At 40.8% G+C, this 24,872-nt stretch carries 18 protein-coding genes and 4 pseudogenes; 14 read left to right on the top strand and 8 right to left on the bottom strand.

Going from position 1 to position 24,872, the window contains the following annotated elements:
• Window positions 1-39: 39 nt before the first annotated feature.
• Window positions 40-879 carry a hypothetical protein gene (locus ACE3T3_RS01940; RefSeq protein WP_374663519.1) on the bottom strand — a complete coding sequence of 280 codons (840 nt, stop codon included), beginning with the start codon at window positions 877-879 and terminating at the stop codon, window positions 40-42.
• 176 nt (window positions 880-1,055) lie between these two features.
• Here ACE3T3_RS01940 and ACE3T3_RS01945 point away from each other — a divergent pair, with 176 nt between their 5' ends.
• From ACE3T3_RS01945 to ACE3T3_RS01960, 4 genes and pseudogenes are all read left to right on the top strand, one after another.
• Entirely contained in the window at window positions 1,056-1,997 is a 942-nt protein-coding gene (locus tag ACE3T3_RS01945; protein WP_374663521.1) for a LysR substrate-binding domain-containing protein, read from the top strand.
• A 332-nt stretch (window positions 1,998-2,329) separates the two neighbouring features.
• A pseudogene (locus ACE3T3_RS01950) lies at window positions 2,330-2,542 on the top strand (transposase); the annotation flags it as partial.
• Window positions 2,543-2,586: 44 nt separating this feature from the next.
• Window positions 2,587-2,910 (top strand): annotated as a pseudogene (locus ACE3T3_RS01955) (transposase); the annotation flags it as partial.
• A 103-nt stretch (window positions 2,911-3,013) separates the two neighbouring features.
• Window positions 3,014-4,195 (top strand): hypothetical protein, encoded by a 1,182-nt coding sequence (locus tag ACE3T3_RS01960; RefSeq protein ID WP_374663523.1) that lies wholly within the window; start codon window positions 3,014-3,016, stop codon window positions 4,193-4,195.
• Between the two features lie 107 nt (window positions 4,196-4,302).
• On the opposite strand, the gene ACE3T3_RS01965 is transcribed toward ACE3T3_RS01960, so the two are convergent.
• On the bottom strand, window positions 4,303-5,286 hold the full coding sequence (locus ACE3T3_RS01965) for a LysR substrate-binding domain-containing protein (RefSeq protein WP_374663525.1): 984 nt from the start codon (window positions 5,284-5,286) through the stop codon (window positions 4,303-4,305).
• 485 nt (window positions 5,287-5,771) lie between these two features.
• Here ACE3T3_RS01965 and ACE3T3_RS01970 point away from each other — a divergent pair, with 485 nt between their 5' ends.
• From ACE3T3_RS01970 to cntB, 5 genes are all read left to right on the top strand, one after another.
• Window positions 5,772-7,403, top strand: a complete 1,632-nt coding sequence (locus ACE3T3_RS01970; protein WP_374663527.1) for a BCCT family transporter — start codon at window positions 5,772-5,774, stop codon at window positions 7,401-7,403.
• Complete coding sequence (locus tag ACE3T3_RS01975) at window positions 7,400-8,317, top strand: alpha/beta hydrolase (protein ID WP_374663529.1); 918 nt, start codon at window positions 7,400-7,402, stop codon at window positions 8,315-8,317. The genes ACE3T3_RS01970 and ACE3T3_RS01975 overlap by 4 nt, the downstream gene beginning before the upstream one ends.
• Window positions 8,318-8,351: 34 nt before the next feature.
• Entirely contained in the window at window positions 8,352-9,494 is a 1,143-nt protein-coding gene (gene cntA, locus ACE3T3_RS01980) for a carnitine monooxygenase subunit alpha (protein WP_374663531.1), read from the top strand.
• 79 nt (window positions 9,495-9,573) lie between these two features.
• Window positions 9,574-11,025: an NAD-dependent succinate-semialdehyde dehydrogenase gene (locus tag ACE3T3_RS01985; protein WP_374663533.1), complete on the top strand. Its 1,452-nt coding sequence runs from the start codon at window positions 9,574-9,576 to the stop codon at window positions 11,023-11,025.
• Between the two features lie 161 nt (window positions 11,026-11,186).
• Window positions 11,187-12,146 (top strand): carnitine monooxygenase, reductase subunit CntB, encoded by a 960-nt coding sequence (gene cntB / locus ACE3T3_RS01990; protein ID WP_374663535.1) that lies wholly within the window; start codon window positions 11,187-11,189, stop codon window positions 12,144-12,146.
• A 383-nt stretch (window positions 12,147-12,529) separates the two neighbouring features.
• Here cntB and ACE3T3_RS01995 read toward each other — a convergent pair.
• The 5 genes and pseudogenes from ACE3T3_RS01995 to ACE3T3_RS02015 all read right to left on the bottom strand — a co-directional run.
• Window positions 12,530-12,762, bottom strand: a pseudogene (locus ACE3T3_RS01995) (IS5/IS1182 family transposase); the annotation flags it as partial.
• A gap of 96 nt (window positions 12,763-12,858) precedes the next feature.
• Window positions 12,859-13,048: pseudogene (locus ACE3T3_RS02000) on the bottom strand (transposase); the annotation flags it as partial.
• A 56-nt stretch (window positions 13,049-13,104) separates the two neighbouring features.
• Window positions 13,105-14,388 carry a tyrosine-type recombinase/integrase gene (locus ACE3T3_RS02005; RefSeq protein WP_374663537.1) on the bottom strand — a complete coding sequence of 428 codons (1,284 nt, stop codon included), beginning with the start codon at window positions 14,386-14,388 and terminating at the stop codon, window positions 13,105-13,107.
• 660 nt (window positions 14,389-15,048) lie between these two features.
• The gene (locus ACE3T3_RS02010; RefSeq protein WP_374663539.1) at window positions 15,049-17,277 is read right to left on the bottom strand and encodes a phosphocholine-specific phospholipase C; all 2,229 of its coding nucleotides are present in this window, start codon (window positions 17,275-17,277) and stop codon (window positions 15,049-15,051) included.
• Window positions 17,278-17,306: 29 nt separating this feature from the next.
• A complete protein-coding gene (locus ACE3T3_RS02015) occupies window positions 17,307-17,504 on the bottom strand; it encodes a hypothetical protein (protein ID WP_374663541.1) in 198 nt (65 codons plus the stop codon).
• 162 nt (window positions 17,505-17,666) lie between these two features.
• On the opposite strand from ACE3T3_RS02015, the gene ACE3T3_RS02020 reads away from it, so the two are divergent.
• Entirely contained in the window at window positions 17,667-18,056 is a 390-nt protein-coding gene (locus ACE3T3_RS02020) for a hypothetical protein (protein ID WP_374663543.1), read from the top strand.
• Window positions 18,057-18,133: 77 nt separating this feature from the next.
• Here ACE3T3_RS02020 and ACE3T3_RS02025 read toward each other — a convergent pair whose 3' ends face one another.
• Complete coding sequence (locus ACE3T3_RS02025; RefSeq protein ID WP_374663545.1) at window positions 18,134-19,015, bottom strand: LysR family transcriptional regulator; 882 nt, start codon at window positions 19,013-19,015, stop codon at window positions 18,134-18,136.
• A 399-nt stretch (window positions 19,016-19,414) separates the two neighbouring features.
• Between ACE3T3_RS02025 and ACE3T3_RS02030 the strand changes: the two genes are divergently transcribed.
• The 4 genes from ACE3T3_RS02030 to ACE3T3_RS02045 all read left to right on the top strand — a co-directional run bounded on the left by ACE3T3_RS02030 (window position 19,415) and on the right by ACE3T3_RS02045 (window position 24,862).
• Complete coding sequence (locus tag ACE3T3_RS02030) at window positions 19,415-20,944, top strand: CoA-acylating methylmalonate-semialdehyde dehydrogenase (protein ID WP_374663547.1); 1,530 nt, start codon at window positions 19,415-19,417, stop codon at window positions 20,942-20,944.
• An 11-nt stretch (window positions 20,945-20,955) separates the two neighbouring features.
• On the top strand, window positions 20,956-21,834 hold the full coding sequence (mmsB, locus tag ACE3T3_RS02035) for a 3-hydroxyisobutyrate dehydrogenase (protein WP_374663549.1): 879 nt from the start codon (window positions 20,956-20,958) through the stop codon (window positions 21,832-21,834).
• A gap of 82 nt (window positions 21,835-21,916) precedes the next feature.
• Window positions 21,917-23,575: an AMP-binding protein gene (locus tag ACE3T3_RS02040; RefSeq protein WP_374663551.1), complete on the top strand. Its 1,659-nt coding sequence runs from the start codon at window positions 21,917-21,919 to the stop codon at window positions 23,573-23,575.
• A 159-nt stretch (window positions 23,576-23,734) separates the two neighbouring features.
• Window positions 23,735-24,862 carry an acyl-CoA dehydrogenase family protein gene (locus ACE3T3_RS02045; RefSeq protein WP_374663553.1) on the top strand — a complete coding sequence of 376 codons (1,128 nt, stop codon included), beginning with the start codon at window positions 23,735-23,737 and terminating at the stop codon, window positions 24,860-24,862.
• The last annotated feature ends 10 nt before the right edge of the window (window positions 24,863-24,872 follow it).

Consider the following 24,872-nt stretch of genomic DNA (forward strand, 5'->3'; position numbering starts at 1 on the left):
ATAAAGCCATTGCTGCTGCAATGGCTTTATTTGCTTCAATTAGAAAGCGTAGCGCGCTGCAATAAAAGGGGCACTGTGCGTGGCATGGCCATAAGGGTCTTTTTGGTTATCATTTAAATATTTATTGCGGAAATATTCATAGCCAAAACCTAGTTTAAGTCCATCCTTAGCGCCAACATCATACATGTAGTTAATCTGAAACAGCGTTGAAGGTTTGGCATTGACATTAAAATATCCTGGGCCTGTAGCGCCAACATAGTCTACAAAACCATCAATAAAGCCTTTGTCGTGTACAGGAAAACCGAAATTAGCCCAAAGCGCATAAGTTGGGTCAAAGTTGAAACGGCCTCCGGTGAAATTATTATTGGCGCTTTCATAGTAATAATCTGCGCCGGCTTCTAAATAACCTTTAGCAACATTAAAATCCATGCTTAGACCCGCACGGCCTTTGGTTGGATTGGGCTCTAGCGCTGAGTTCTTTAGACCTTTATCTAGCCTTAAGGTCAGATTGACGTCACGAATTAGCTTATTGTCAATTTTATGGTCAAAAATGGAATTATAGGAAAAGTAACGGCGATAAAATACGTAGTATTCAGTGGCTCCGCCATCACCATTTGCTTTGGGGTCCTTATCATTAGAGAGATAAAGATTGGCGACAAGTAAATTTCTCCCAAGATCATCACCACTTAAATGTGTGAAATTCAGGATGGTTTTAGATACTCGTTCTGGATTGGCTGGTTCGTAGTATTGATTGCTCCATGATAGGCCTGCCTGATTATTTTGCCAGAATTCTGCATGAGCCGCTAAGCTAAAACAGCTTAGTGTTATTCCCCATAAAATATGTCGGGCCGAATTTTTTTTTAAACGTTTAAAATACATCAGTGCTTCCTTGGCTTTGATCTATGAATTTTAATTTTGCCTGAACCAGTTAATCCGTCCATTTATATTTAAAGATTGATTTATAATAAAAAGGTTATGAGCTTTATATGGATTATTTGATGAAATTATATTAATGTATTTAATCTAAAATAAATGGATTTATATTCGGGAATAATATGGCAAAGATAGATCAGTATTTACGTTCAAATCTTAAATTAAGGCATTTGCAATTACTTGTAACCTTAGATGAGTTTAGACATATCGGAAAGGCCGCAAATTATTTGAATGTGACTCAGCCAGCTATTTCAAAGACCCTTGCAGACTTTGAAGAAGGTTTGAATGTTCGGCTTTTTGACCGGACTACAAGAGGAATGCTTCCGACTGAAGCAGGTATCTGTTTGGTCAAGCATGCCAAAAAAATACTGAATGAAATTGCTTCCGCAAGGGACGAGTTGGTCGCGATCAGTGAAGGCCGGGCAACCCGTATCGCGATCGGATTGTTACCCGCTGTTTCACTTTCCATTCTGCCAAATTTTGTTGCGCGAGTGGAAAATGAAATGATTTCAACGAGCATCAGTGCCAGAGAGGGCAGTTCGGATGTACTGTTGTCACTGCTTCGTACTGGCGAACTTGATATCATGATTGGAAATCTAACTGCAAAACCATTAGGCATCGAATTTAGAACAAAACATTTGTACAAGGATCCGATTGTTGTTGTGGTTAAAAAAGGCCATCCATTGGTCAGTAAGCCTGATCTGAGCTGGAATGACTTGTCTGAATTTCCAATGGTGCTTCCTCCTGAGTTTGCGACAACCCGAAATGTGATTGAAGAATTCCTGCTTTTTAATCATGTAAACCTATCTAGGCGTTATGTAGAATCTCTATCTACACTGACTAATATTGGAGTGCTTCAGGAAACGGAGTCCATAGGTTTTTTATCCTGCCAAGTCGCTGAATATTTTAAAAAAGCAAATATTGTTGATATTTTACCGTTAACCATGAAAAATATTTATATTGATATTGGACTTGTGTGGTATGCAGAGCGGAATTTAACCCCATCGCAGTTAAATATTATTTCTATGCTTGAAGAAACGGTTTACAAGAATAATTTAAAATAATTTTTTAGCATTATTTAAAATATAATGATTGTTATTTTATGGCTGTAAGTGTTATGAAAAATAATTTTTTTAACGCTCTTTAGTGTGTTTTTTAAATCTAGGAATTCAGCTTTTTAAATCAGAATGAATGAAAAATATGGATTTTAAATTAATATTGAAAATATCTATAATTTAAATCAATAACTGTGTTTTTATTGAATTAGAGAGTGTTTTTTTAATGATCATAGTACGTATAGGCTTTGTTGCACAAACCTATTTTTAATGGTTTCTTCAGCAATATAATTTCAAAATAAAGAAGCCTCCCCCCCCCCAAAAAAAAAAGCTATAGCACAATCAATTGACCTTCGTATAACCAAGCTTTAATTAAGTGAGATAATATTTTAATTTGATTTAATTCTACAACTCAATGGTATGTACAGCCGCAAGGTAAGTATGGACGAAGTCAAATTTATTCAGATACAGCAATTCAATGCCGTTTAATGATCAAATCTCTCTTTCGCCTTTCTTTACGTATGGTCACAGGCTTCATCCAAAGTCTAATCAGATTTGAACTAAGACACTTAAAAATAGATATTATTCTCGTTCTAAAATCAGTAAAGCGAAATTCTGTTCAATTATTAGCTTTTTTACCATAGATTTTACTGCAACTGATACCGCCCAATTAACCAATATTTCGGTTCGTTCTATTAATTCTATTTTCATTAAAATTCGCAAAAAAATTGCTTTGGAATTCGAAAAAATTTCACCTTTCAATGGTGTTGTTGAACTCGATGAATCCTATTTCGGTGCTCGTCGTATACGTAAAAAATGCGGTCGTGGAGCTTCTGATAAAACCATTGTGTTTGGACTGCTAAAACGTGCTGGAAATGTTTATACAGAAATAGTTCCTGATTGCTCTAAAGCCACGCTACTATTTAGATTAAACACATAATGTGAAGACCAAGTTTATAAATGATGCATTGATCAAATAGCTAAAATTATTCAAGTTGTATCCCTTTTAATCAGGGATGTTGGCGATGAAAAAATTAAGGTTTTGCTGTGCGGCAGTCGCTTTATGTAGCAGTTCTCTTAGCTATGCAGATGCTTTGGCATGGGGTGACAAACAGGCTGAAGCAGGGCAGTTCGCTGTTTCAGGTGCAATACGCACACGCTATCAACATAAAGATTTTGCGGATGATGCAACTGAAGGTGCAAATAGTGATTGGAAGCTTGCTGATTTAAAATTGGTGCTGAATTATGAAAATCCAAATTGGTTAGCGCAAAGTGATGTGCGCTGTTATCAATATGACAGTTTATGCGATGCAGTTTTTTTACATAGCGCATGGGCAGGTTATAAAATTGATGATCAGCAAATTTTAAGTGCTGGCTTACAGCCTGTCGATTTTGGCTTTGGGCGCTTTTGGGGCAGTAGCTATTATGAAACGCTGTTCAACACTTTAGGTTATGAAGATGTCCATAATCTCGGTTTAAAATATCAATTGAAACATCCAGATTACAATTTAACTTTAGGTTATTACCCAACAGATGGCGGTAATTTTAAAGGAACATCCAAAGATGCCAGCCGTTACACAGGCAACTTTGTCGAAGCGGATGATCTGGAAAATGGAACTAATATCCAAGAAAAAAATATGTGGGTGGCGCGTGTATCGAAAAATATCACCTGGGATGTAGAAAATCGCTTTTCCTCCGAAATTGGCAGCTCGATTTGGTATTCGGATTTAGAAAATAAAAAGACCCATGACACAGGGCATAAGAGCAATTGGAATATTTTTAGCACCACCAATTATCAAGATTGGCAATTGATGATGTTGGTGGGTCAGCAAAAAATTGACAATAAAAATCAATTGATGCCGAATAGTTCAACTCTGGGTGCATTTGATTATGCTTATAATATTGCCAATGATGGAAAATATGCCCTAGCTGAGTTGAACTACAGTGTCAAAAATGAATTTAAAGGCATTACAGGAATCAAGCCTTATTTATCCTACAGTCAGTTTTTTAAAGATGCAGCGGGATACAAAGACTCCAACCGTGTGATTGCAGGCTTGGCATTCAATTATAAAAAAGTGGGTGTGCAGGCTGAATATATCTGGTCACGCAATGATGCCATGATTGGCGGAACAGCGAAGGCTTTGGCAGAAGGGGACAATAAGGATTGGAATAAGCTTTTATATTTAGCGGTCGGCTATTATTTTTAATCAAAAAATGGACTCAATGCTCAGGTGTTGAGATTTCATATTTAAAAAAGAGGGTAAGTCGTATAAAACGGTTTACCCTAATCAATGATTAAAATCATGCATATAAATTACAAGAAAACTTTTTCAGTTGGCAAGCTTACTTGCTCTGGTTGAGCTAAGATCGGTTTACCTCGAGTTAAAGTGTTTAGATGCTGCAAGCGATTGAGCAGTTGTGCTTGAATAAATAAAATACAGGTTTTTAATTTCGATGAACTTTTTAAACGCGAAGGATAAACTGCCCAAATATCAGCATCTTGCCAATAGCTGGTTAAAACATGCTGTAGCTTGCCTGTGCGCAATTCATCCATCACATCCCAGATGGAACACAGCATAATGCCTTGGTCATCCATAACCAGTTGCTTGATGATTTCACTGTTGTTTGAGGTGAATTTGGGGTGAACTGAAATCGAGACATCTTCCATCGGGCTTCGTAATTTCCAGACATGGTGAGACCGGTCACGTTCCTTCATCGCTAAGCAGGTATGGTTGGCCAATTCATCCAGATCATCCGGTTCGCTGTTCATTTGTAAATAACGTGGTGATGCACACAGAATGCGGAAATTCGACAATAATTTTTTCGCAATCATATTCGGTGAAATATCATTGCCGACAAAAATATCCAAATCCAAACTGTGCTGAATTAAATCTACAGTATGGTCAATGGTATTGAATTGAATATCCAACTCAGGATACATGGTTATGAGTTTGGATAAAATTGGTGCAACATGACTACGCCCAAAACCAAAGCTGCTGACAATATCAATACGCCCAGTAGGCGTGTTTTGTGGATTATTGATGAGGTCACTGAGTTCATCAAATTCATTTAAAATATTGGATACTCGTTCCAATATTAATTTTCCATCCTCCGTCAGGCTGACATGACGAGTGCTGCGATGGAACAATGTGCAATTCAAATTATTTTCTAAAATATTGATCCGCTTGCTGACATAAGCGGGTGATGCATTAAGTTCATCTGCAGAAGCAACAAAACTTTTCCTCTTCGCAACTACGCAAAAGACCTTTAAGTCCGAAAGGTTAGGTAGATTATTCACGATTCGTGTCCATTGGGTTAATGATTACCTTGTTGATCTTTGATGCCTGAAAAAGCATCTTAGCGTCTGAGAAATGTGCTAAGAAGCGAAATGGAATTTTCAAGGTGAAGATCTGGAAAATCGCAACAATTGCTGATGAAGGAATGTGCTGAGTGGTTTTACTATAAGGCATACAGGGAGTAAAGACAGCTAATCGATATCAAATTTGATTCGTGACACCTGTACATTTAAATCCAAAACTAAATTCCTTTTGATATGAACATCATATTGATCAGTATCGATTTTCAAAACTATACCATTTCGCTAAGAGTGGGGCGGTTAATACCTATTTTGAACGTGTATTCATTCATTGCGCTTAACCGTTCATGTGAACTGTAGGGCAATAACTGATGAAGTGAGCGCTGTAATCATAACAGCATTGATCACAAATTGTTCATAGGGACTGATCAACCGTGATCGAGTTTCATCAATAAGGATTTATGAATATGGATAGTAAAACCAATAAGGTCAAAATGGATAAGGTACTGGCAAGTGTCAGCTTATCCATTGTTTTCCTTTCGGTACTTGCGCTTGCAATTTATTCAAAAGAATCAATTGCATTTGCAGAAAAGATTTTATATTGGAGCACCTCGATTTTTTCTGCCCCTGTGCTTTTATTCGGTTTTTTTGCCTGCATTTTTGTCACTGGTTTAGCTTTCAGTAAATATGGACATATTAAGCTAGGGGAAGGAAAACCTGAATACAGTACATCTTCATGGATTTTCATGTTTATTTTGGCGGGTTTGGGATCTTCAACTCTTTATTGGGGGTTTCTGGATTGGGCTTATTATTATCAAACACCCGGTCTGAATATTGCACCTAAAACACCAGAAGCATTGAAGTACAGCGTACCGTACACTATGTTTCACTGGACCATTAGCGCATGGTCAATTTATGCCTTAGCGTCCATTTCTGTATGTTATAGCTTCCATGTTCGTAAAAATAAGGGATTGAGCTTAGCGGCCATCATTGAGTCGATTACTGGTTTTAAAGCGACAGGCATGGTTGGACGTTCCATTGATTTGCTGTTTCTGCTGTGTATGTTTGGCGCATTAACTATTTCTTTAGTGCTCACCGCAATTACCTTTACCAATATTTTGTCAGCACTCACAGGTATTCCTAATACCTTTATGACCAATGCCATTATTGTGCTTTTTGTTTCTGTGCTCTTTGCTTTAAGTTCATATGTTGGTATGGACAAAGGTATGCAGCGTCTCAGTTCGATGGTGTGCTACGCCGTCTTTGCTTTTGCGCTTTACGTTTTCTTCTTTGGTCCGAGCCAATTCATTTTAAACAATACCATTACCAGTATGGGCGTGATGTTCAGCAACTTTGTCAGCATGAGCTTATTTACGGATCCATTAGGCGATGGCAAATTCACCCGTGAATGGACCGTATTTTATTGGCTGTGGTGGACATCGTATGCACCGGGTGTAGCACTTTTCGTAACTCGAGTGTCTAAAGGCCGTACCATTAAAGAAGTGCTGTTGGCGATGGTGCTTGGCGGCAGTGCAGGAATGTGGATTTTCTTTGGCATCATGGAAAACTACAGTATTTATCAATTCCTCAATGGTGTGGTCAATGTGCCTGAAGTGCTGAGCAGTCAAGGTGGTGAAGTTGCAATTGCACAGCTGCTGAGTCTGCTGCCTGGCGGCACAGTGATGATGTGGATTTTCTTGGCGATCATGGTGATTTTCCTTGCGGCGCATATGGATGCTGTGGGCTATGCCGTGTCTGCAACCTGTTCGAAAGATTTACAGGAAGGACAAGATCCATCGCCGAATATTCGCCTGTTTTGGTGTGTAATGTTGACCCTTGTGCCATTGGCGATGATTTTCTCCAAAGCGCCTTTGGATACCATGAAGGCGGCAACCATTGTGACAGCATTACCTTTTATTGTAATCATTTTGGTACAAACCTTTGGTCTGGTACGTTGGCTACGGGATGATTATGCAAAATTACCTTCTTATATGATTGAAAAAGGTGAGAAAAGTGACACGCTCAAACGCATTCAAGAAAGCAATGATGGATTGATCCAGCAAACATTCAATCCAGAGCGGGAAAAGGAGTCAGCATGATGGAAAACAATCAGCCGATATTCACTGAAGATATGCAAATGTTTGATTACTGGAGTGGTGTTTATAGCCCTGCTGATCAGCATATTGACTCTCTGCGTGCGGCTTATGCTGCCTTCCAGCAACATTACACTTTGCCAAGAACTGAAGAAATGTATATCGAAGATGCAACGTTGAGATTATCAACACATGCAATTGATCTACGTGTGTTTAGACCTGAAGGTGTTGAACCTGAAGATGGTTGGTCTTGGATTTTTTATGTACATGGTGGTGGCAATGTTGTCGGCAGTGCGGATTCACATGAATACATTGCCCGTCAGTTGGCACGAGATTTAAAGGTCAAAGTCTTTTTAGCAGAATATGGCCTAGTGCCCGAATTTGACTGGGCACAAGGACAGCAAGACTGTTTGGAGGCGTATCAGTTGATTTATGCGCAAGCGGAAAAGTGGAATATTCGCCCTGAGCAAGCTGTCATTGTGGCGGACGGTTCAGGTGCCGCATTGGCATTGAACGTTCAGCAAGCCGTATCGTCGCAGCAACAACCGAAAGCATTGGCCTTGATTTTTCCATCATTTGTGACTAAAAACGCTTTAGCGGATCAACCAAAAAGTTTGGTTTATCAAGTTGAAGATCAACAGTTGATGCAGGAATGGACAGGAATTTCTGCTCAGCATGCTTTGCGTAGCGTACCTGAGCTGACAGAAACGATTCCACCTTGTTTTGTTGCATTAACCGAATATGATGCCTGCCATAAAGCAAATACAGATTTATTGGTGCAATTGCGACGCTTAAATCCATGTGTGGAAACGCATACCGGCATAGGTTTGCGTGGTAATTGTTTGCCGCTGTTGCGGGATTGCTATGAAGTTGCTGCGGTATATGAAGCGTTATTAAAATTTTTACAGCCTAATTTTTAAGAAATCAAAATTCAATTTTAGTGAGGAGAATACGATGAATTCACTTGAGAAGATTCCTACTGTAGAGGCAGTGGATACATTACCTGAGGACTTCTGTTTGGATGCGGATAATGCATGGACGATTCCAAAAGCGTTCTATACATCTAAACAAGTCTTTGAAAAAGAAAAAGAAGAAATTTATGCAAAAAGCTGGATTTGCGTAGGGCACTGCAGCGAAGTTGCAAATTCTAATCAATATTTCACCCGTAAAATTATTGGTGAAAATATTATCGTGATTCGTGGTAAAGATAGCGTATTGCGTGCGTTCTATAACGTTTGTCCACACCGTGGGCATGAATTATTAACAGGTGCTGGCAAGTCTAAGAATGTCATCACTTGCCCATATCATGCATGGACATTCAAACTTGATGGTTCATTGGCATTGGCGCGCAACTGTGAAAATGTAGCGAATTTCGACAAAGAAGGCTCGAACTTAGTGTCTTTAAAAGTTGAAGAGCATGCTGGCTTTATCTTCATTAATATGGATCCAGAAGCAACATGTGTTGCGGACCAACTGCCAGGTTTTGCTGAAAAACTTGATGAAGCGTGCAAAGTGGTAAAAGACCTGAAACTTGCAGCACGTTTTGTGACCGATACAGCAGCAAACTGGAAACTGATCGTAGATAACTACATGGAATGCTACCACTGCGGTCCTGCACATCCTGGATTCTCTGATTCAGTACAAGTGGATAAATACTGGCATACCATTCATGAAAATTGGACTTTACAGTTCGGTTATGCACGTTCTTCTGAAAAATCATTCAAATTAGACCCATCGATTGTAGATCCATCTTTCAGCGGTTTTTGGACTTGGCCGAGCACCATGTTCAACGTACCACCAGGTGGCGACTTCATGACGGCAATTTATGAATTTCCAGTCGATGAAGAAACCACGTTACAGCATTACGACATTTACTTCTTAAATGAAGAATTGACCCAAGAGCAAAAAGATTTAATCGAATGGTACAAGCATGTCTTCCGTCCAGAAGATTTAAATCTGGTTGAAAGCGTACAGCGTGGTTTGAAATCACGCGGTTATCGCGGTCAAGGCCGAATCATGACTGACCAACAGCGTTCAGGCATCAGTGAGCATGGTATTGCTTACTTCCAAAGTCTTGTCGCAAAACATCATCAATAAGTTGAAGAGCGCCACTTTTGGGTTGGGAATAAGCCCATTCTTATTCTCAGCCCAATAGGCCAACGGTAGGGATTAAAAAATGTCAGCATTACAAGATAACGTATTATTCCAGCAATCTGCTTTTATCGATGGACAATGGGTAAATGCAGATGATCAAGACCGAGTGCTTGTGACCAACCCTGCGACAGATGAGGAAATTGGTTCAATCCCTAATATGGGACAAGCCGAAGCTTTGCAAGCGGTTGAAAGCTCATATCGTGCTTTGCAATCGTGGAAGGCTTTAACTGCACAAGCGCGTGCTGATTTATTGCTGGCATGGCATAAGCTGACTTTAGAACATGCTGATGACCTTGCCCGCATCATGACCATTGAACAAGGCAAGCCATTGGCTGAAGCATTGGGCGAAGTGAAATATGCAGCGTCATTTATTCAATGGTTTGCAGAAGAAGGCAAGCGTATTTATGGCGATGTGATTCCAACCACTAATGCAGGTCAGCGCTTCTTAGTCACCAAAGAGCCTGTGGGTGTAGTTGCTGCCATTACCCCGTGGAATTTTCCATTGGCCATGATCACACGTAAAGCTGCACCTGCACTTGCTGCGGGCTGTACGATTGTGATTAAACCTGCCAATGAAACGCCTTACTGCGCTTTAGCGATTGCAAAATTGGCTGAAACAGCAGGCATTCCTGCAGGTGTAATCAATGTGGTGACAGGTAAATCTGAAGCGATTGGCTCGGTCTTTACCACACATGAAAAAGTGAAAAAATTGACCTTCACTGGTTCTACACTTGTCGGTCGTTTGCTTATGCAGCAATGTGCACCAACCGTTAAAAAGCTGGCTTTAGAGCTCGGTGGTAATGCGCCACTGATCGTGTTTGAAGATGCAGATTTAGATAAAGCGGTTCAAGGTGCCATGTTGGCAAAATACCGCAACGCAGGGCAAACCTGTGTATGCGCCAACCGTATTTATGTGCATAAAAATGTCTATGCTGCATTTACAGAAAAATTTGTGGCTGCGGTAAAAGCCTTAAAAATTGGTAATGGCTTGGATGCAGGCGTACAAATCGGCCCATTAATCAATGAAAAAGCTGTGCTTAAAGCACAAAAGTTGATTGATGAAGCATGCAGCAAAGGCGCTAAAATCGCATGCGGTGGTCAGCGTCATGCTTTAGGACACAGCTTCTTTGAACCTACCATTTTAACGGGTGTGGATCAAAGCATGGAAATTGTGTCTGAAGAAATCTTCGGGCCTGTTGCGCCATTGATTAGCTTTGAAACCGATGAAGAAGTGATTGAACAGGCCAATGCAACGATTTATGGCTTGGCTGCATATATCTACACCGAAAATATTTCCCGTATTTTCAAGGTTTCAGAACAGCTTGAATATGGCATGGTCGGCATGAATTCTACCGCGATTTCCAATGAAGTGGTGCCTTTCGGCGGCGTGAAACAGTCAGGCATTGGTCGTGAAGGCTCTAAATACGGTTTAGAAGAATTCATGACTATTAAATACCTGTGTTTGGGTGTTTGATCTTGGCTTGATTTGAAATCGAGATTTCATTCAGCAAATTTTTAAAGTTTCAGCGTATTGCATGCTGTTTTAAGCACATGTACATACGCTGAAGCAGGTGAACTTTTCAAAAATTAAAGACTGTGCATGCAGTGTTTTATGCTAAAAATCAGGATTTAAAGATGACTGACAGTTATCAAATGTTTCCCTCTGTTGTTACAGCAGTCGAGCAACTTACGCCATTAATTAAGCGTTTTACTTTTAAACGTGAAAATGGTGAAAATTTTCCAGCATTTACAGGTGGAAGCCATATCATTGTCAAAATGAATGACAAGCTTTCCAATGCGTATTCATTAATGAGTAATGCTGCGGATTTATCGACCTATCAAGTGTGTGTTCGCAAGGATGTTGAAGGAAAGGGTGGATCGGTTTTCATGCATGATCACTGCTTGGAAAACTTTAAACTTGAAATTTCATCACCTAAAAATTTGTTTGAATTGGCGCAAACAGGCGAAAAGCATATTTTAATTGCAGGCGGTATCGGGATCACGCCGTTCTTGCCGCAAATGGATGAATTGGCTGCCCGTGGTGCAAATTATGAGCTGCATTATGCTTTTCGCTCAGCTGAACATGCTGCTTTGCTGGATGAGCTTAAGCAAGGTGCGCATGCTGAGCATGTTTACAGCTATGTCGACAGTGAAGGCACACCTTTGGATCTTAATGCATTGATCAGTAGTCAGCCTAAAGGCACGCATGTTTATGTATGCGGGCCAAAACCGATGATTGATGCCGTGATTGATTGCTGTAATCAGCATCGTTACCGTGATGAGCATATCCATTGGGAACAATTTTCTTCAAGCGCGCCTGAAAATGCGGAATCATTTACCGTAATTTTGGCAAAATCAAATCAACGTATTGAAGTGATGGCGGACCAAACCATTTTGCAGGCCATTGAAGCTTTAAATGTTGATGTGGAATGTTTATGCCGCGAAGGCGTCTGTGGAACTTGTGAAACAGCAATTCTACAAGGTGAAGCTGAGCATTTTGACCAATATTTAGATGATGATGAAAAAGCATCGCAGCAAAGTATGATGATTTGTGTTTCTCGTGCTAAAGGTAAAGAAATTACATTAGATCTTTGATTTTTTAAATATCTTAGATTTTCAGATGAAGTGCAACAGAGATTGATTTCGGTGTGTAGCAAGATGGAATAGTATTTTGCTACCGACCGACCAAAGTCAAAGTTGCACAATGAACTATACCTATCTTACACAAGAACAAAGATATCAGATTTATGCGTTATTGCGTGAAGGATTTTCTAAACAACACATCGCTTCCAGGCTTTAAAGAGCTCCATCTATAAATCACTCGTGAAATTAAACGTAATAGAAATAGAAATGGTTACTTTGCCAAGCTTGCACATAAATTGGCACGTAAACGTTTATCTCCCAATCCTAAATCCATTACAAGATCAATAGAAAGAGATAGAAAAACTACTTTCTTTACAAATGCTAATCCAAGATATTTAAATTGAACTTTCAACTTGGGTGTGTGGTCTGCCTAATTCCGTAAATATATTCAGTACAGTTATACGCGCATATATCTAATTTACTTGATTTGAAAAATGCTTAGCTGACATTTTATTACCCAATAATTTGATGCAATACTGAATAGCCACCAAGCTTCATCGATAAGTAGACCAGTTTTTCCAAATTGATTTTCCTAAGCACTTAACCGTTTTAATAATTTATTCCATTCTATAGATCTCATTTGTTTACTTTTACGTAGTGGGTGACGATTTTTTTGACAGCTAATCTCAATATCCATATTTTTGTCTTCTGCAAAGCTTAAACCACAGAATTGAATAAGACTTTGAACAAAGGCTGTGACCATACGTAAAGAAAGGCGAAAGAGAGATTTGATCATTAAAACAGCATTGAATTGCTGTATCTAAATAAATTTGACTTCGTCTTTGCTTACCTTTTAATTGAGCATACTATTGGATTGTAGGATCAAACCAAATAGAAATGTTACCTCGATTGATTTAGGCTTGATTGTAGGTTTACTAATTGATTGCACCATAAATTTTAGGTATGGATTTTATTCTATTAATTTTTGTACATTACAAAAATTAGCCCAGTCCGCCATTAATGCTTTACGTTTTTCGAGATAAGCTCCACGTAAATAAGCTGCTTCCACTTCATCTGGTAATTTATGAGCAAGTACATGCTCACACACTTCACGAGGATAATCGGTTTTGTCCGCAGACCAGTCTCGGAACGTAGACCGAAAACCATGTGTTGTAATAACGCGATTTTGCTTTGGATCAATATAGCCTAAGTAATTTTCTTTAATCTTCTGTTCATGCATATGTTTGATTAGAGTCGTCAATGACATGTCAGAAAGCATCTGCCCATTACGAGGCGCAGGAAAAATGAAATCTTGTGGTTGGGTATATTCTTGAATTGATTTAAGTAAATTTATAGCTTCTAGAGATAAGGGTACACGATGTTCCTTTTCCGCTTTCATCCGTTCTTTGGGAATAATCCAGATCTTATTTTTTAAATCTATTTCCTTCCACGTCGCACCAAAAACCTCGCCAGATCGACACGCAGTTAAAATTGCAAATTCCAGGGCTTTAGGTGAAATTCCTTTTTTCTGTCTCAAGTGCTGGATAAATTCAGCAACTTGTTCATATGGTAAGGATGGGTGAGGGCGGGACTCTTGCTTTAAATTTCCTAAAATAGGTTCAAGATTACCTTTCCATTCAGCAGGGTTAACACCTTCAAAATATCCCATTGCCTTAGCATAATCAAAGATGGTTTCTATACGGCCACGGATACGTTTGGCTGTTTCATTTTTTTCTATCCAGATAGGTTGTAGAACTTCTGCAATATCAACTTTCGTAATTGTGCTAATGGAACGATTGCCTAAAGCCGGATAAATATAGGTTTCTAGTGTAGATGTCCATTGTGCAATATGTTTTTCATTTTTAAGTTCGCGAGTTTTATTTGCAATAACGACTTTCGCACATTCCAGGAAAGTTCTGTCGCGGAGTTTTTGAACTTTCAGTTTTTCAAGTTGCTCTTGCTTGTAAGCAACAGGATCAATACTACTTCGTATTTGTTGTCTTAATTCAGTTGCTTTAACACGGGCCTCAGCTAAAGAAATTTCAGGATAGGGACCAAGACCTATATCACGGCGATGAGGTTTAAGTTCTCCATCTTTATCTAACCGTTTGCCAACGACAGCACGCAAAATCCAAACACGAGAATTACCTTTGACGTTCAGGCATAGACCATCAACGCCTCCTACAGAGTGTCGACCTGTGGCTTTAATTTTTGCTACACTTAGTGCAGAGAGTTCCTTTGATTTTTTTGGCATGCTTTGATTTACCCCACAACCTACCCCTCATAAAATACTAGAATTAATAGGATTAGACAAGACGGGCTTGGATGATAAAATATTTAAGTATATGTAAAATATATATTTATAATATATCATTGGATTGTTTTGGACTTGTGTTATACGGGAACCGCTTCCGCCAAATTCAAAAAGCCCCTGCACTGCAGGGGCTTTTTTTTATCGACAGTTTTAGCCCTTAACTTCCCCCATATAAAAATTGGATGTGCTTAAATCGAATAGGCCCATCTAGGATGCGCTGGGACAGGGCCATAATTTAGTTTTAATTGAGTGACGTTTTATAACGCTGAGATTCGAAATTAAAAAGCCCAATAATGGCTTATTGGGCTTTCAGTAAATGAAACTAAATTGCATCAGCAGGTGATGTGCTCAAACTTCGCTGAGATAACTTTGGATTGCTCATAGCAATACTTCAAAGGATACCGCATGCTGTTAAAACATTGCTTTCCATGATTCCAAGTTAATTCCCTGAAAATGATCACGTTCAATTTTAATGCTGTGAGTTAAACCGGATAAATCCAGTTTAACCATTTGCTGTCCAGCCTTATTAAACTATGGAATAAAGATCCTGTTAAAATAAGAGGCTTAAAATGAAATTGAATCAGTTAAAACCCTAAAGGTTTAAACCATTGCGGGATCGCTGACGGAATCATCACCTGTTTCAACCCGTCCTGCAAAACGGCGGTAAAACTTAGCGTCCTGACTGCAGGTCACGGCAAAATCATACCACTGCCAAACATCTTTTAATTCCCAGTGCTGAGTTGCTGTTTGACCGGCTTTTACAGTGAATTTTATGGGCGCATCAGTTCGATAAACCACAGGTGCAATCACAAACTCCGTGTCTTTTGTTCCTGTATTATTGAGGTCTACATATACATTGCCATTGGCAATATCATAACAAACACGGATTTCAGGGTTGATCTGCAAATCCTGATTACGATTCAAATCTCCTTTGAAATGACGGTGAAAACCATTTGGCCCCATGACCCAAAGATCATATAAACCTTGGTTGTCCTTTTTTACACTCCAGACATCATCCAACGTTTTGCCTGCTTCGACGACATAGCGGCGCGGGACACGGCTTAGATTTAATTTGTCATACACATGAAAAACTGCACCCTGAGCTCCAGTGTTCGCAAACAGCAGTTTTATTGTTCCGTCACTTTGACAACGCGCACTGGTATGCAGTTCATAAGGCAAAGCTTTTGAACGCCGAATGCCGCTGGCTTGAATCGGAAGCTGTAAATGGGTTGGGATCGGCACATTGGGCAACTTTTGTTGTGCTGAACGTAATTGATCTGCTTGCTCACGGGTTTGTTTCCCGTTTAATTCAGGCAGCACATCTTCATTTGGATTTTTAAAGTTAAAGGCTGTGGTCAAATCTCCACAGATCGCGCGGCGATATGGGCTGATATTGGTTTCTTTGACCCCAAAACGCTTTTCTAAAAACATCAGCACCGAAGTATGATCAAAGACTTGTGAATTGACGACCCCGCCACGGCTCCACGGAGAAATCACAAACAACGGTACACGAGGCCCTGGCCCATATACGCCATTGTCTTTTTTAGGCTGGCCGCTGCTGCCGAGCGGTGAATCATGCACATAATATTCATGCTGCATATCGGTTTGGCTGAGCGTAGATTTACCGGCATAGGTATGATCTGCAAGCAATGCCGGTGCAGATGGAGATGGAACATGGTCAAAATAACCATCATTTTCATCAAAATTGATGAGAAAGACGGTTTTGCTCCAAACCTCGGGTACTGCGGTCAAGGCATCCAATATTTCTTGAATAAACCATGAACCTTGTACAGGGCTTGATGGGCCAGGATGTTCACAGTAAATAGATGGCGCATTGATCCATGATACTTGGGGCAGCTTTCCTGTTTTAATGTCATTTTTAAATGCATCTAAAAATTCTTCAGGCGTATTGCCGGGCAAGGTGTTGGCGATCCCTTTATACAGGGGATTTCCAGCATTGTCTGTGCTTGCGTCATAGGCTTTATAAGGAAGTTTTTGAGCAGCTGCATTGTATGGACTGTTGGGCGCGCCGCCGCTTGAAACCGGATAACCTGAATCAATATTGGCTTTTTTAAAAGTACGGAATGCCCCCAGCATGTTATCGCCCCATTCATCAGGCATATTCTGATAGCAGATCCAATTCACCCCAGCTTCTTCTAAGCGTTCAGCATAGGTTTTCCATGTATAGCCAACATCAATATTTTGGGGATCACCATCAATCCAGTCCCATTCATTATTTACAAAAGCTGTGCTGGTGGGTACTGCGCCGTTGGTTCCTGTTAAATGAAAAGAGCGATTGGCATCTGTGCCTGTGTGCATGGAGCAATGATAAGCATCACAAATGGTAAATGCATTTGCCAAGGCAAACTGATATGGAATTTCTTGTTCTTTGAAATACCCCATCGCGTAATCGGTTTTATAGGTTGGCCAATTGGACAGACGTCCATTATCCCATGCTTTTTGGCTATCGACCCAAGTGTGACTAGTTCCTGGCGCACGTTGAGCATTGTTGCTTGAACCATCTAAATGAAAAGGCGTAAGCAGTGCGCCGTTGCTCCGCTGCTGCTGCCAAACGCTGCGTTCATTCGGCATCGGGATTGTGATGCGATCTGCAAAGCCCCGAACACCTTTCAGCGTTCCAAAATAATGGTCAAAGGAGCGGTTTTCCTGCATCAGAATGACAACATGCTCAACATCCTGAATCGTTCTGGTTTTATTGTTGGCAGGAATGGCGAGCGCTTTTTGGATGCTGGCAGGGAAGGCGGATAATGCCGCCGCGCCAAATCCAGTTTTAAGGGTGTTTGCCAAAAACTGACGACGATCAATCACAATATTTCTCCTATTTAAATTTTTTGTACTTATGGCGCACAGCGCATAACAGGTGTTTTTGAACCATCTGGTGGGGATGCCGCTTGATCATCGTTTGAATCATTACAGGCAGTAAGCAGAAGAAAAATGGGGAAAATAAATATGGGCGCCATTGTTTTGATTTTTTTAACATCTGTTTTATCCATAATGAAAGATGTCAACACCATAAACAGTGCTTGTGACAGCAAGGTGTCATCTTTATGACGGCTTATTGATAACTCATGAGGCCGTGAAGAAAGCGGCTGTGCTGCACAAAGATTTGCAAATGAAATGACTTAAATGTGCTCAAATTTAAGGTGCAGCTTGGATATGGAAGCGGCTTAATTCTGTAAATTTATTTAATGATGCAAATGCTGTTAGTAGGCAGTTTGGAGAGAATGCTCAGAACTGGTTTACAAGTCCAGCAACTGAATCTTGATCTATTTATGCTGAAAATATTTTTAGTTTTTTGCCAACGGATTATAGCCGTCAGCAACAGATGCATAGAGATGCGGGGGCGTGTCCAGGTTATTCTATTAGCACCGATTAATATGGCAGCGGATAGTAAGGCAGGACAACGATGGATAGTGGATTCTTGGATTGAAAATATATTAGTAGGAGCTGAAAGTTTCTTTAATCATAGAATAAAAACGGCAGAAGGATGGAGGCTTGCGGGGAACGCAGCGGCAATGGCAACTCATTCGCCAGCGGCTGTGTTTAGTGCGGTGAGTGAGAGACGAAGCTTCTCAGCAGTTCTATGATCACCTTTCATCATGAATGAATAATTTTTCTGCATTGAATTGCTTAAAAGAAGAAATAACAGGTTTATTTATTTTTCCTAACCTCCCATTAATATATCTTGCTGGATATCGGCTTGTTTACGTAAATAATCCCAGACCAATTTAATTTTAGGTTCATGCTGTAAATCAACTAAAGTCAGCATCCAAAAGGTATGTGTAAAACAGACTTGATCACTTAAAACCTCACAGAGTTCAGGCTGATTGATTGCAATAAATCGAGGCAAAATCGCTAAACCAGCGCCTGAACTTACAGCAATTTGTTGAGCTAAAATACTATTACTTCGGAAGCATGCGGTGAGCTGCAAGGGGAGTCGTTCAAGTCGGTAAAGTTCAGAGCTATAAACTAAATCATCGATATAATCGACAAAACGATGTTCAGATAAATCTTCAACTTTTTTAATTTCAGGATTATTTTTTAAATATTGCTGGCTACCATACAGTTTTAATGTGTAATTACTAAGCCGAGTAATAATATAAGGGCCTGATTTTGGACGTTCAATTGAAATGACAATATCGGCTTCCCGATGAGATAAACGAATGGTTTTGGGCACTGGAATCAGGTCAATGCTGATTAATGGATAATGTTGGGAAAATTCTGCTAATAATCGAGTTAAATAGGCGGTTCCGAAACCTTCGGGAGCGCCGATTCGGACTCTGCCTTGAAGTGGATTTGGCTTTTCAATTTGTAAAAAAGACTGTTCCATTTGCTCTACACGAGGAACTAAAGTTTGGCCTTCAGCGGTTAACTCATAACCTGTCGCTTCACGTTTAAAAAGTTGCATGCCCAGTGTCTGTTCAAGTGCTTGGATACGCCGTGCGACTGTACTGTGCTCAACACCCATGAGTCGAGCCGTATTGGTGAGTGTTTTAGCGCGCGCCAATACTAAAAAAAAGCGTAAATGATCCCAGTCGACTTTCATATATTGTTTAACGTCCTGTTAAATAGACTTCTTACATAAATCAAATATTAACCACCATTCAGTTCATAATGGATGTTCCCTCTCCTTTTAAAGGAGAGGGCTAGGGAGAGGATTTATATAAAAATACCCCCTCATCCTAACCTTCTCCCAAAGGGAGAAGGAACTTTTCATTATTAATTTTGAATATTTTTGACTTTTGAAAAAGATCTAATATTTATTCGATTTTATCTTGTGCAAATTTGCACAATCATCGTGCAACATTTTTCGTTGGTGGTCAAAGTTTTCTTTGTTAGTCTGTTGAAACAGCGTAAAAATACAGCAACAACTACGCGAAATAGAATATGAAATAAAACAGGCCATCGGGCATATATTGACAAAAGTAAGGATCACGGAGCGATCATGAACGCTATTCATCAACTAGATAAAAACACCCAACTCACCACGGCTAAACTGCTGATCAATGGTGAATTTGTTGAGTCACAGACGAGCAATTGGAAAGATATTGTTAATCCCGCGACCCAAGAAGTGATTGGACAAGTGCCTTTCGCAACTCCTGAAGAAGTCAATGCAGCCATTGCTGCGGCACAGAACGCTTTTGCCAGCTGGCGACAAACACCAATTCAAGCGCGTATGCGCATTATGCTGAAATTGCAGGATTTAATCCGAAGCAATATGAAAAGCATTGCTCAAGTACTGACTGCTGAACAAGGCAAAACCCTAGCAGATGCGGAAGGCGATATTCAGCGCGGCTTAGAAGTGGTAGAGCATGCTTGCTCAGTCGGCACACTACAAATGGGTGAGTATATTGAAGGGGTAGCGCGAGGTGTTGATACCTATACTTTGCAGCAGCCTCTCGGTGTCTGTGCTGGTATTACGCCTTTTAACTTTCCTGTGATGATTCCATTGTGGATGTTCCCAATGGCGATTGTTTGTGGCAATACTTTTGTATTGAAGCCATCTGAACAAGATCCGCTTTCAACCATGATGTTGGTTGAGCTTGCAATACAGGCTGGTATACCAGCAGGCGTACTGAACGTGGTGCATGGCGGCAAAGAAGTCGTCGATATGTTGTGTACCCATTCGGATATTAAAGCGATTTCTTTTGTCGGTTCTACAGCGGTTGGAACACATGTTTATAACCTTGCAGGACAACATGGTAAACGTGTGCAGTCGATGATGGGGGCAAAAAACCATGTTGTCGTTATGCCAGATGCCAATAAAGAACAAACCTTAAATGCCTTAGTTGGCGCTGCATTTGGTGCGGCTGGACAGCGTTGCATGGCGCTTTCTGTTGCAGTGATGGTCGGTGAAACCAAACATTGGGTTGATGAATTGGTGACTAAAGCCAAAACACTGAGTGTAAATGCCGGACATGAGCCAAATACAGATGTAGGCCCTGTAATTTCACCTCAGGCCAAAGCGCGTGTCATTGATTTAATTAACAGTGGAATAGAACAAGGTGCTGAACTTCTGCTGGATGGTCGTGATGTCCAAGTGAAAGGTTATGAGCAAGGCAACTTTGTTGGCCCAACAATCTTTAATCAAATCAATACCGAGATGCGAATCTATAAAGAAGAAATCTTTGGTCCAGTGCTTGCGATTATTCATGTAGATAGCTTAGAGGAAGCTATTGCCTTAGTGAATGCTAATCCATTTGGTAATGGTGTGGGCTTATTTACCCAAAGTGGGACGACTGCGCGCACCTTCCAAAATAGCATCGATATTGGTCAGGTTGGAATTAATATTCCAATTCCAGTGCCGGTTCCATTTTTTAGCTTTACTGGTTCAAGAGGCTCGAAACTTGGTGATTTGGGACCTTATGGCAAACAAGCTGTGCAGTTCTACACGCAGACTAAAACCATCACCAGCCGTTGGTTTGAAGACGACCAAGAAGCAGGTGGCGTCAATACCACCATTAGTCTGCGCTAAGGAGAAGAAGCATGAAGATTGCTTTTATTGGTTTAGGAAATATGGGCGGTTCGATGGCGCAGAACCTGCTTAAATCAGGACAAACGGTTTTTGGTTATGATTTAAGTGAAGTGGCGTTACAGCATTTTTCGGAAGCTGGTGGGGTGGTTTGTGCCAGCCCGCAAGCTGCTGCAAAAGAGGCGGATGTGGTCATTACTATGTTGCCTGCAGCTCAGCATGTCCGTGAGGTCTATTTAGGCGAGAACGGCGTCCTTGCGGTATTGAAAGCCGGCAGTTTATGTATTGATAGCAGCACGATTGATCCGCAAACCATTCAACAGATTGCTGAAATTGCCAAAACAAAAAATATTGCAGTGTGTGATGCCCCTGTTTCAGGTGGGACACTTGGTGCAAAAGATGGCACCTTGACTTTTATGGTCGGTGCCGATGATGAAACGTTTGCAGCAACCAAACCAGTATTGAGTCTAATGGGAAAAAATCTGGTGCATTGCGGTGCAGTCGGGACAGGTCAGGTCGCTAAAATTTGCAATAACTTGATCCTCGGTATTTCAATGACGGCAGTTGCCGAAGGTATGGCGCTTGGCGTGAAACTAGGTATCGATCCAAAAGCATTGGCAGGCGTGATTAATAGCTCTACTGGGCGTTGCTGGAGTTCAGAAATATATAACCCATGGCCTGGAATTTGTGAAAATGCACCTGCTTCGCGTGGTTATAGTGATGGCTTTGCTTCACAGTTAATGCTGAAGGATTTAGGACTGGCTGTGGATGCAGCAAAACACGTTGATCAGTCCGTTGTTTTGGGTGAGAAAGTTCAAGAAATGTATCAAAAGCAAAGTGTGGGTGATACGGCCCGTTTAGACTTCTCCAGCATTATTCAACAATACGCATAACAAGCTTAATGAGCAAAAGGGCAGCAAGGATTTGCTGCCTCAAAAAAATCAGTAAAAACAATATTTAGACTGAGGTAATGAGATGTTGAATTATCAGGACGCGGTTCAGACATTTGATTTAAAGACGGTTGCAAGTGAGTTGTTATCTGGTTCATTGGACGAACTCAATGCATGTTATGAATGCTGTGATCGTCATGCAGACGCAGATAAAGTGGCATTGTATTGGCATGCTAAAGATGGCCGTAAAGAACAATTTACTTTTGCGGAATTAAAGAAATATTCAAGTCAGTTTGCCAATTTTTTAAAGTCCCAAGGTGTACAGGCGGGTGATCGAGTATCAGGGCTTTTACCTCGTACCGCAGAGTTGATTATTACCATTTTAGCGACATGGCGAATCGGTGCAGTTTATCAACCGTTATTTACCGCTTTTGGGCCTAAAGCGATTGAACACAGGCTTAAGCTCGCGGGCAGTAAATTTGTCGTGACCGATTTAGCAAATCGGGAAAAGTTAGTGGGTTTAGAAGATTGTCCGCCGATTGTGACCGTGCATGCCGAACAAGTGGTTGAGCAGTATCCTCAAGATATCAGTTTTTGGGACGTGCTGAATCAGCAGTCAGATGCTTGCGAACTGGTGATGCGTCAGAGTAGTGATCCATTTTTATTAATGTTTACCTCGGGCACAACAGGTCCGGCAAAACCTTTGCAAGTGCCGCACAAAGCCTTGGTTGCTTTTGGCCGTTATATGCAGGATGCCATCGGGTTAAAAGAGGATGATTCTTTTTGGAATATCGCAGATCCGGGGTGGGCCTATGGCTTGTATTACGGCATTACAGGGCCTTTATTCTTAGGGCATGCAACCTTATTTTATGAAGGCGGTTTTAGCGTCGAGAACGTTTGTCAGATTGTGCAGGAATATCAGATTAATAACTTGGCCGGTGCGCCAACGGCATATCGTATGATGATGGCGGCTGAGCCTGAGAAAATGGCGCCGCTTCGAGGCAAATTCCGCGTTGTGAGCAGTGCCGGCGAGCCATTAAATCCTGAAGTAATTCGCTGGTTTGAACAAGCTTTAGATGCTCCAATTTTTGATCATTATGGTCAGACTGAAACAGGAATGGTGGTGTGTAATCATCATGCATTATCACACCCTGTACATGCGGGTTCAGCAGGTTTTGCAAGTCCGGGTTATCGAATTGCCGTGGTGGATGAACAAGGTCAAGAACTGCCCGCAAACACACCGGGAATTTTAGCGGTGGATGTCAGCCAGTCGCCAATGATGTGGTTTTCAGGTTATGTGGAAAGCCGTAAATCACCCTTTATTGGCCAGTATTATTTGACAGGTGATACTGCTGAAATTCATGAGGATGGCAGTATGAGTTTTGTCGGGCGTAGTGATGATGTGATCACTACTTCTGGCTATCGTGTCGGGCCATTTGATGTCGAGAGTGCCTTGCTGGAGCATGATGCTGTAGTCGAAGCGGCTGTGATTGGTGTGCCTGATCCTGAGCGTACAGAGGTGATTAAGGCATTCGTGATTTTAGCAAATCATGCTCAAGCTTCATCCAATTTAGAAGAGGAGTTGGGACAATTTGTGAAAAAACGTTTGTCTGCACATGCTTATCCTCGATTGGTTGAATTTGTGAGTGAATTGCCCAAAACACCAAGCGGAAAAATTCAACGGTTTTTATTACGAAATCAGGAAATTAGCAAACAGCAAGAACGTTTGAATCAAGCCGTTTGACTCAGCCCTGATGAGTGAAATACTGAACAGAAGTATTTATTGAGAAGAAGATGAGAATAAGACGGAAGCATTATATTTTAGGGCTTGTTCTCATCTTAAAATAGTGATTTAAAACATATTCATAAATAGTAAAGCATAAGACGTTGATAGGAAGAAAACATGCATTTCACGGAAGAACAACAACTGATTCAAGATATGGCAAAAAGTTTTGCACAAGAACAAATTAAGCCAAATGCAAGTGAATGGGATCAAAAAGGAATTTTTCCGAAAGATGCTTTGGCGCAGATGGGTGAACTGGGTTTTTTAGGCATGTTGGTTCCTGAAGAATGGGGCGGCTCAGGTACGGGAACGCTGGCTTATGTTTTGGCGCTTGAGGAAGTTGCAGCAGCAGATGGTGCGACCTCAGCCATTATGAGTGTGCATAACTCAGTCGGCTGTGTACCCATTTTAAAATTCGGCACAGAAGAACAAAAACAGAAATATTTAATGCCTCTTGCACGTGGTGAAATGATCGGTGCATTTGCTTTGACTGAGCCGCATACTGGTTCAGATGCAGCTGCAATTAAGACTCGAGCGGTTAAAGAGGGTGATCATTATATTATTAATGGTGCGAAGCAGTTTATTACATCCGGTCATAATGCAGGGATGATTATCGTTTTTGCAGTGACTGATCCGACTGCGGGTAAAAAAGGGATGAGCGCATTTTTAGTACCGCGAGATACAGCAGGCTATGAAGTCATCCGTGTGGAAGAAAAATTAGGATTGCATGCCTCAGATACCTGTCAAATTGCGTTAACCGATGTTCGCTTGCATGAAAGTATGCGTTTGGGCGCTGAAGGCGATGGTTTGAAAATTGCACTTGCCAACCTTGAAGGCGGCCGTATCGGTATTGCAGCTCAAGCGGTGGGTTTAGCACGTGCAGCGTTGGAAGAAGCAACTCGTTATGCACATGAACGTACAGCTTTTGGCAAAACCATTTTTGAACAACAGGCTATTTCATTTCGTTTAGCTGGTATGAAAACCGAAATTGAAGCTGCACGTCAGTTGGTTCACTTCGCCGCACGTAAAAAGGAAGCCGGTGAGACTTGTTTAACCGAAGCTTCAATGGCAAAGCTATTTTCTTCAGAGATGGCCGAGCGTGTTTGTTCTAAAGCCTTACAGATCTTTGGCGGCTATGGTTATCTCAAAGATTTCCCGATTGAACGGATTTATCGCGATGCACGTATTTGCCAAATTTATGAAGGTACGAGTGATATTCAACGCTTAGTGATCGCACGCAGTTTATAAGATAAAAAAG

The organism is Acinetobacter sp. (assembly GCF_041919735.1).
In the GTDB taxonomy this organism is placed as follows: Bacteria; Pseudomonadota; Gammaproteobacteria; order Pseudomonadales; family Moraxellaceae; genus Acinetobacter.

Coding starts and splice junctions, on each gene's coding strand:
- cntB (WP_374663535.1), top strand. CDS start 11,187: ATGACTGACAGTTATCAAATGTTTCCCTCTGTTGTTACAGCAGTCGAG.
- ACE3T3_RS01975 (WP_374663529.1), top strand. CDS start 7,400: ATGATGGAAAACAATCAGCCGATATTCACTGAAGATATGCAAATGTTT.
- ACE3T3_RS01945 (WP_374663521.1), top strand. CDS start 1,056: ATGGCAAAGATAGATCAGTATTTACGTTCAAATCTTAAATTAAGGCAT.
- ACE3T3_RS02045 (WP_374663553.1), top strand. CDS start 23,735: ATGCATTTCACGGAAGAACAACAACTGATTCAAGATATGGCAAAAAGT.
- ACE3T3_RS01960 (WP_374663523.1), top strand. CDS start 3,014: ATGAAAAAATTAAGGTTTTGCTGTGCGGCAGTCGCTTTATGTAGCAGT.
- ACE3T3_RS02025 (WP_374663545.1), bottom strand. CDS start 19,015: ATGAAAGTCGACTGGGATCATTTACGCTTTTTTTTAGTATTGGCGCGC.
- ACE3T3_RS01970 (WP_374663527.1), top strand. CDS start 5,772: ATGGATAGTAAAACCAATAAGGTCAAAATGGATAAGGTACTGGCAAGT.
- ACE3T3_RS02030 (WP_374663547.1), top strand. CDS start 19,415: ATGAACGCTATTCATCAACTAGATAAAAACACCCAACTCACCACGGCT.
- ACE3T3_RS01940 (WP_374663519.1), bottom strand. CDS start 879: ATGTATTTTAAACGTTTAAAAAAAAATTCGGCCCGACATATTTTATGG.
- cntA (WP_374663531.1), top strand. CDS start 8,352: ATGAATTCACTTGAGAAGATTCCTACTGTAGAGGCAGTGGATACATTA.
- ACE3T3_RS02040 (WP_374663551.1), top strand. CDS start 21,917: ATGTTGAATTATCAGGACGCGGTTCAGACATTTGATTTAAAGACGGTT.
- ACE3T3_RS02020 (WP_374663543.1), top strand. CDS start 17,667: ATGCTGTTAGTAGGCAGTTTGGAGAGAATGCTCAGAACTGGTTTACAA.
- ACE3T3_RS01985 (WP_374663533.1), top strand. CDS start 9,574: ATGTCAGCATTACAAGATAACGTATTATTCCAGCAATCTGCTTTTATC.
- ACE3T3_RS02005 (WP_374663537.1), bottom strand. CDS start 14,388: ATGCCAAAAAAATCAAAGGAACTCTCTGCACTAAGTGTAGCAAAAATT.
- mmsB (WP_374663549.1), top strand. CDS start 20,956: ATGAAGATTGCTTTTATTGGTTTAGGAAATATGGGCGGTTCGATGGCG.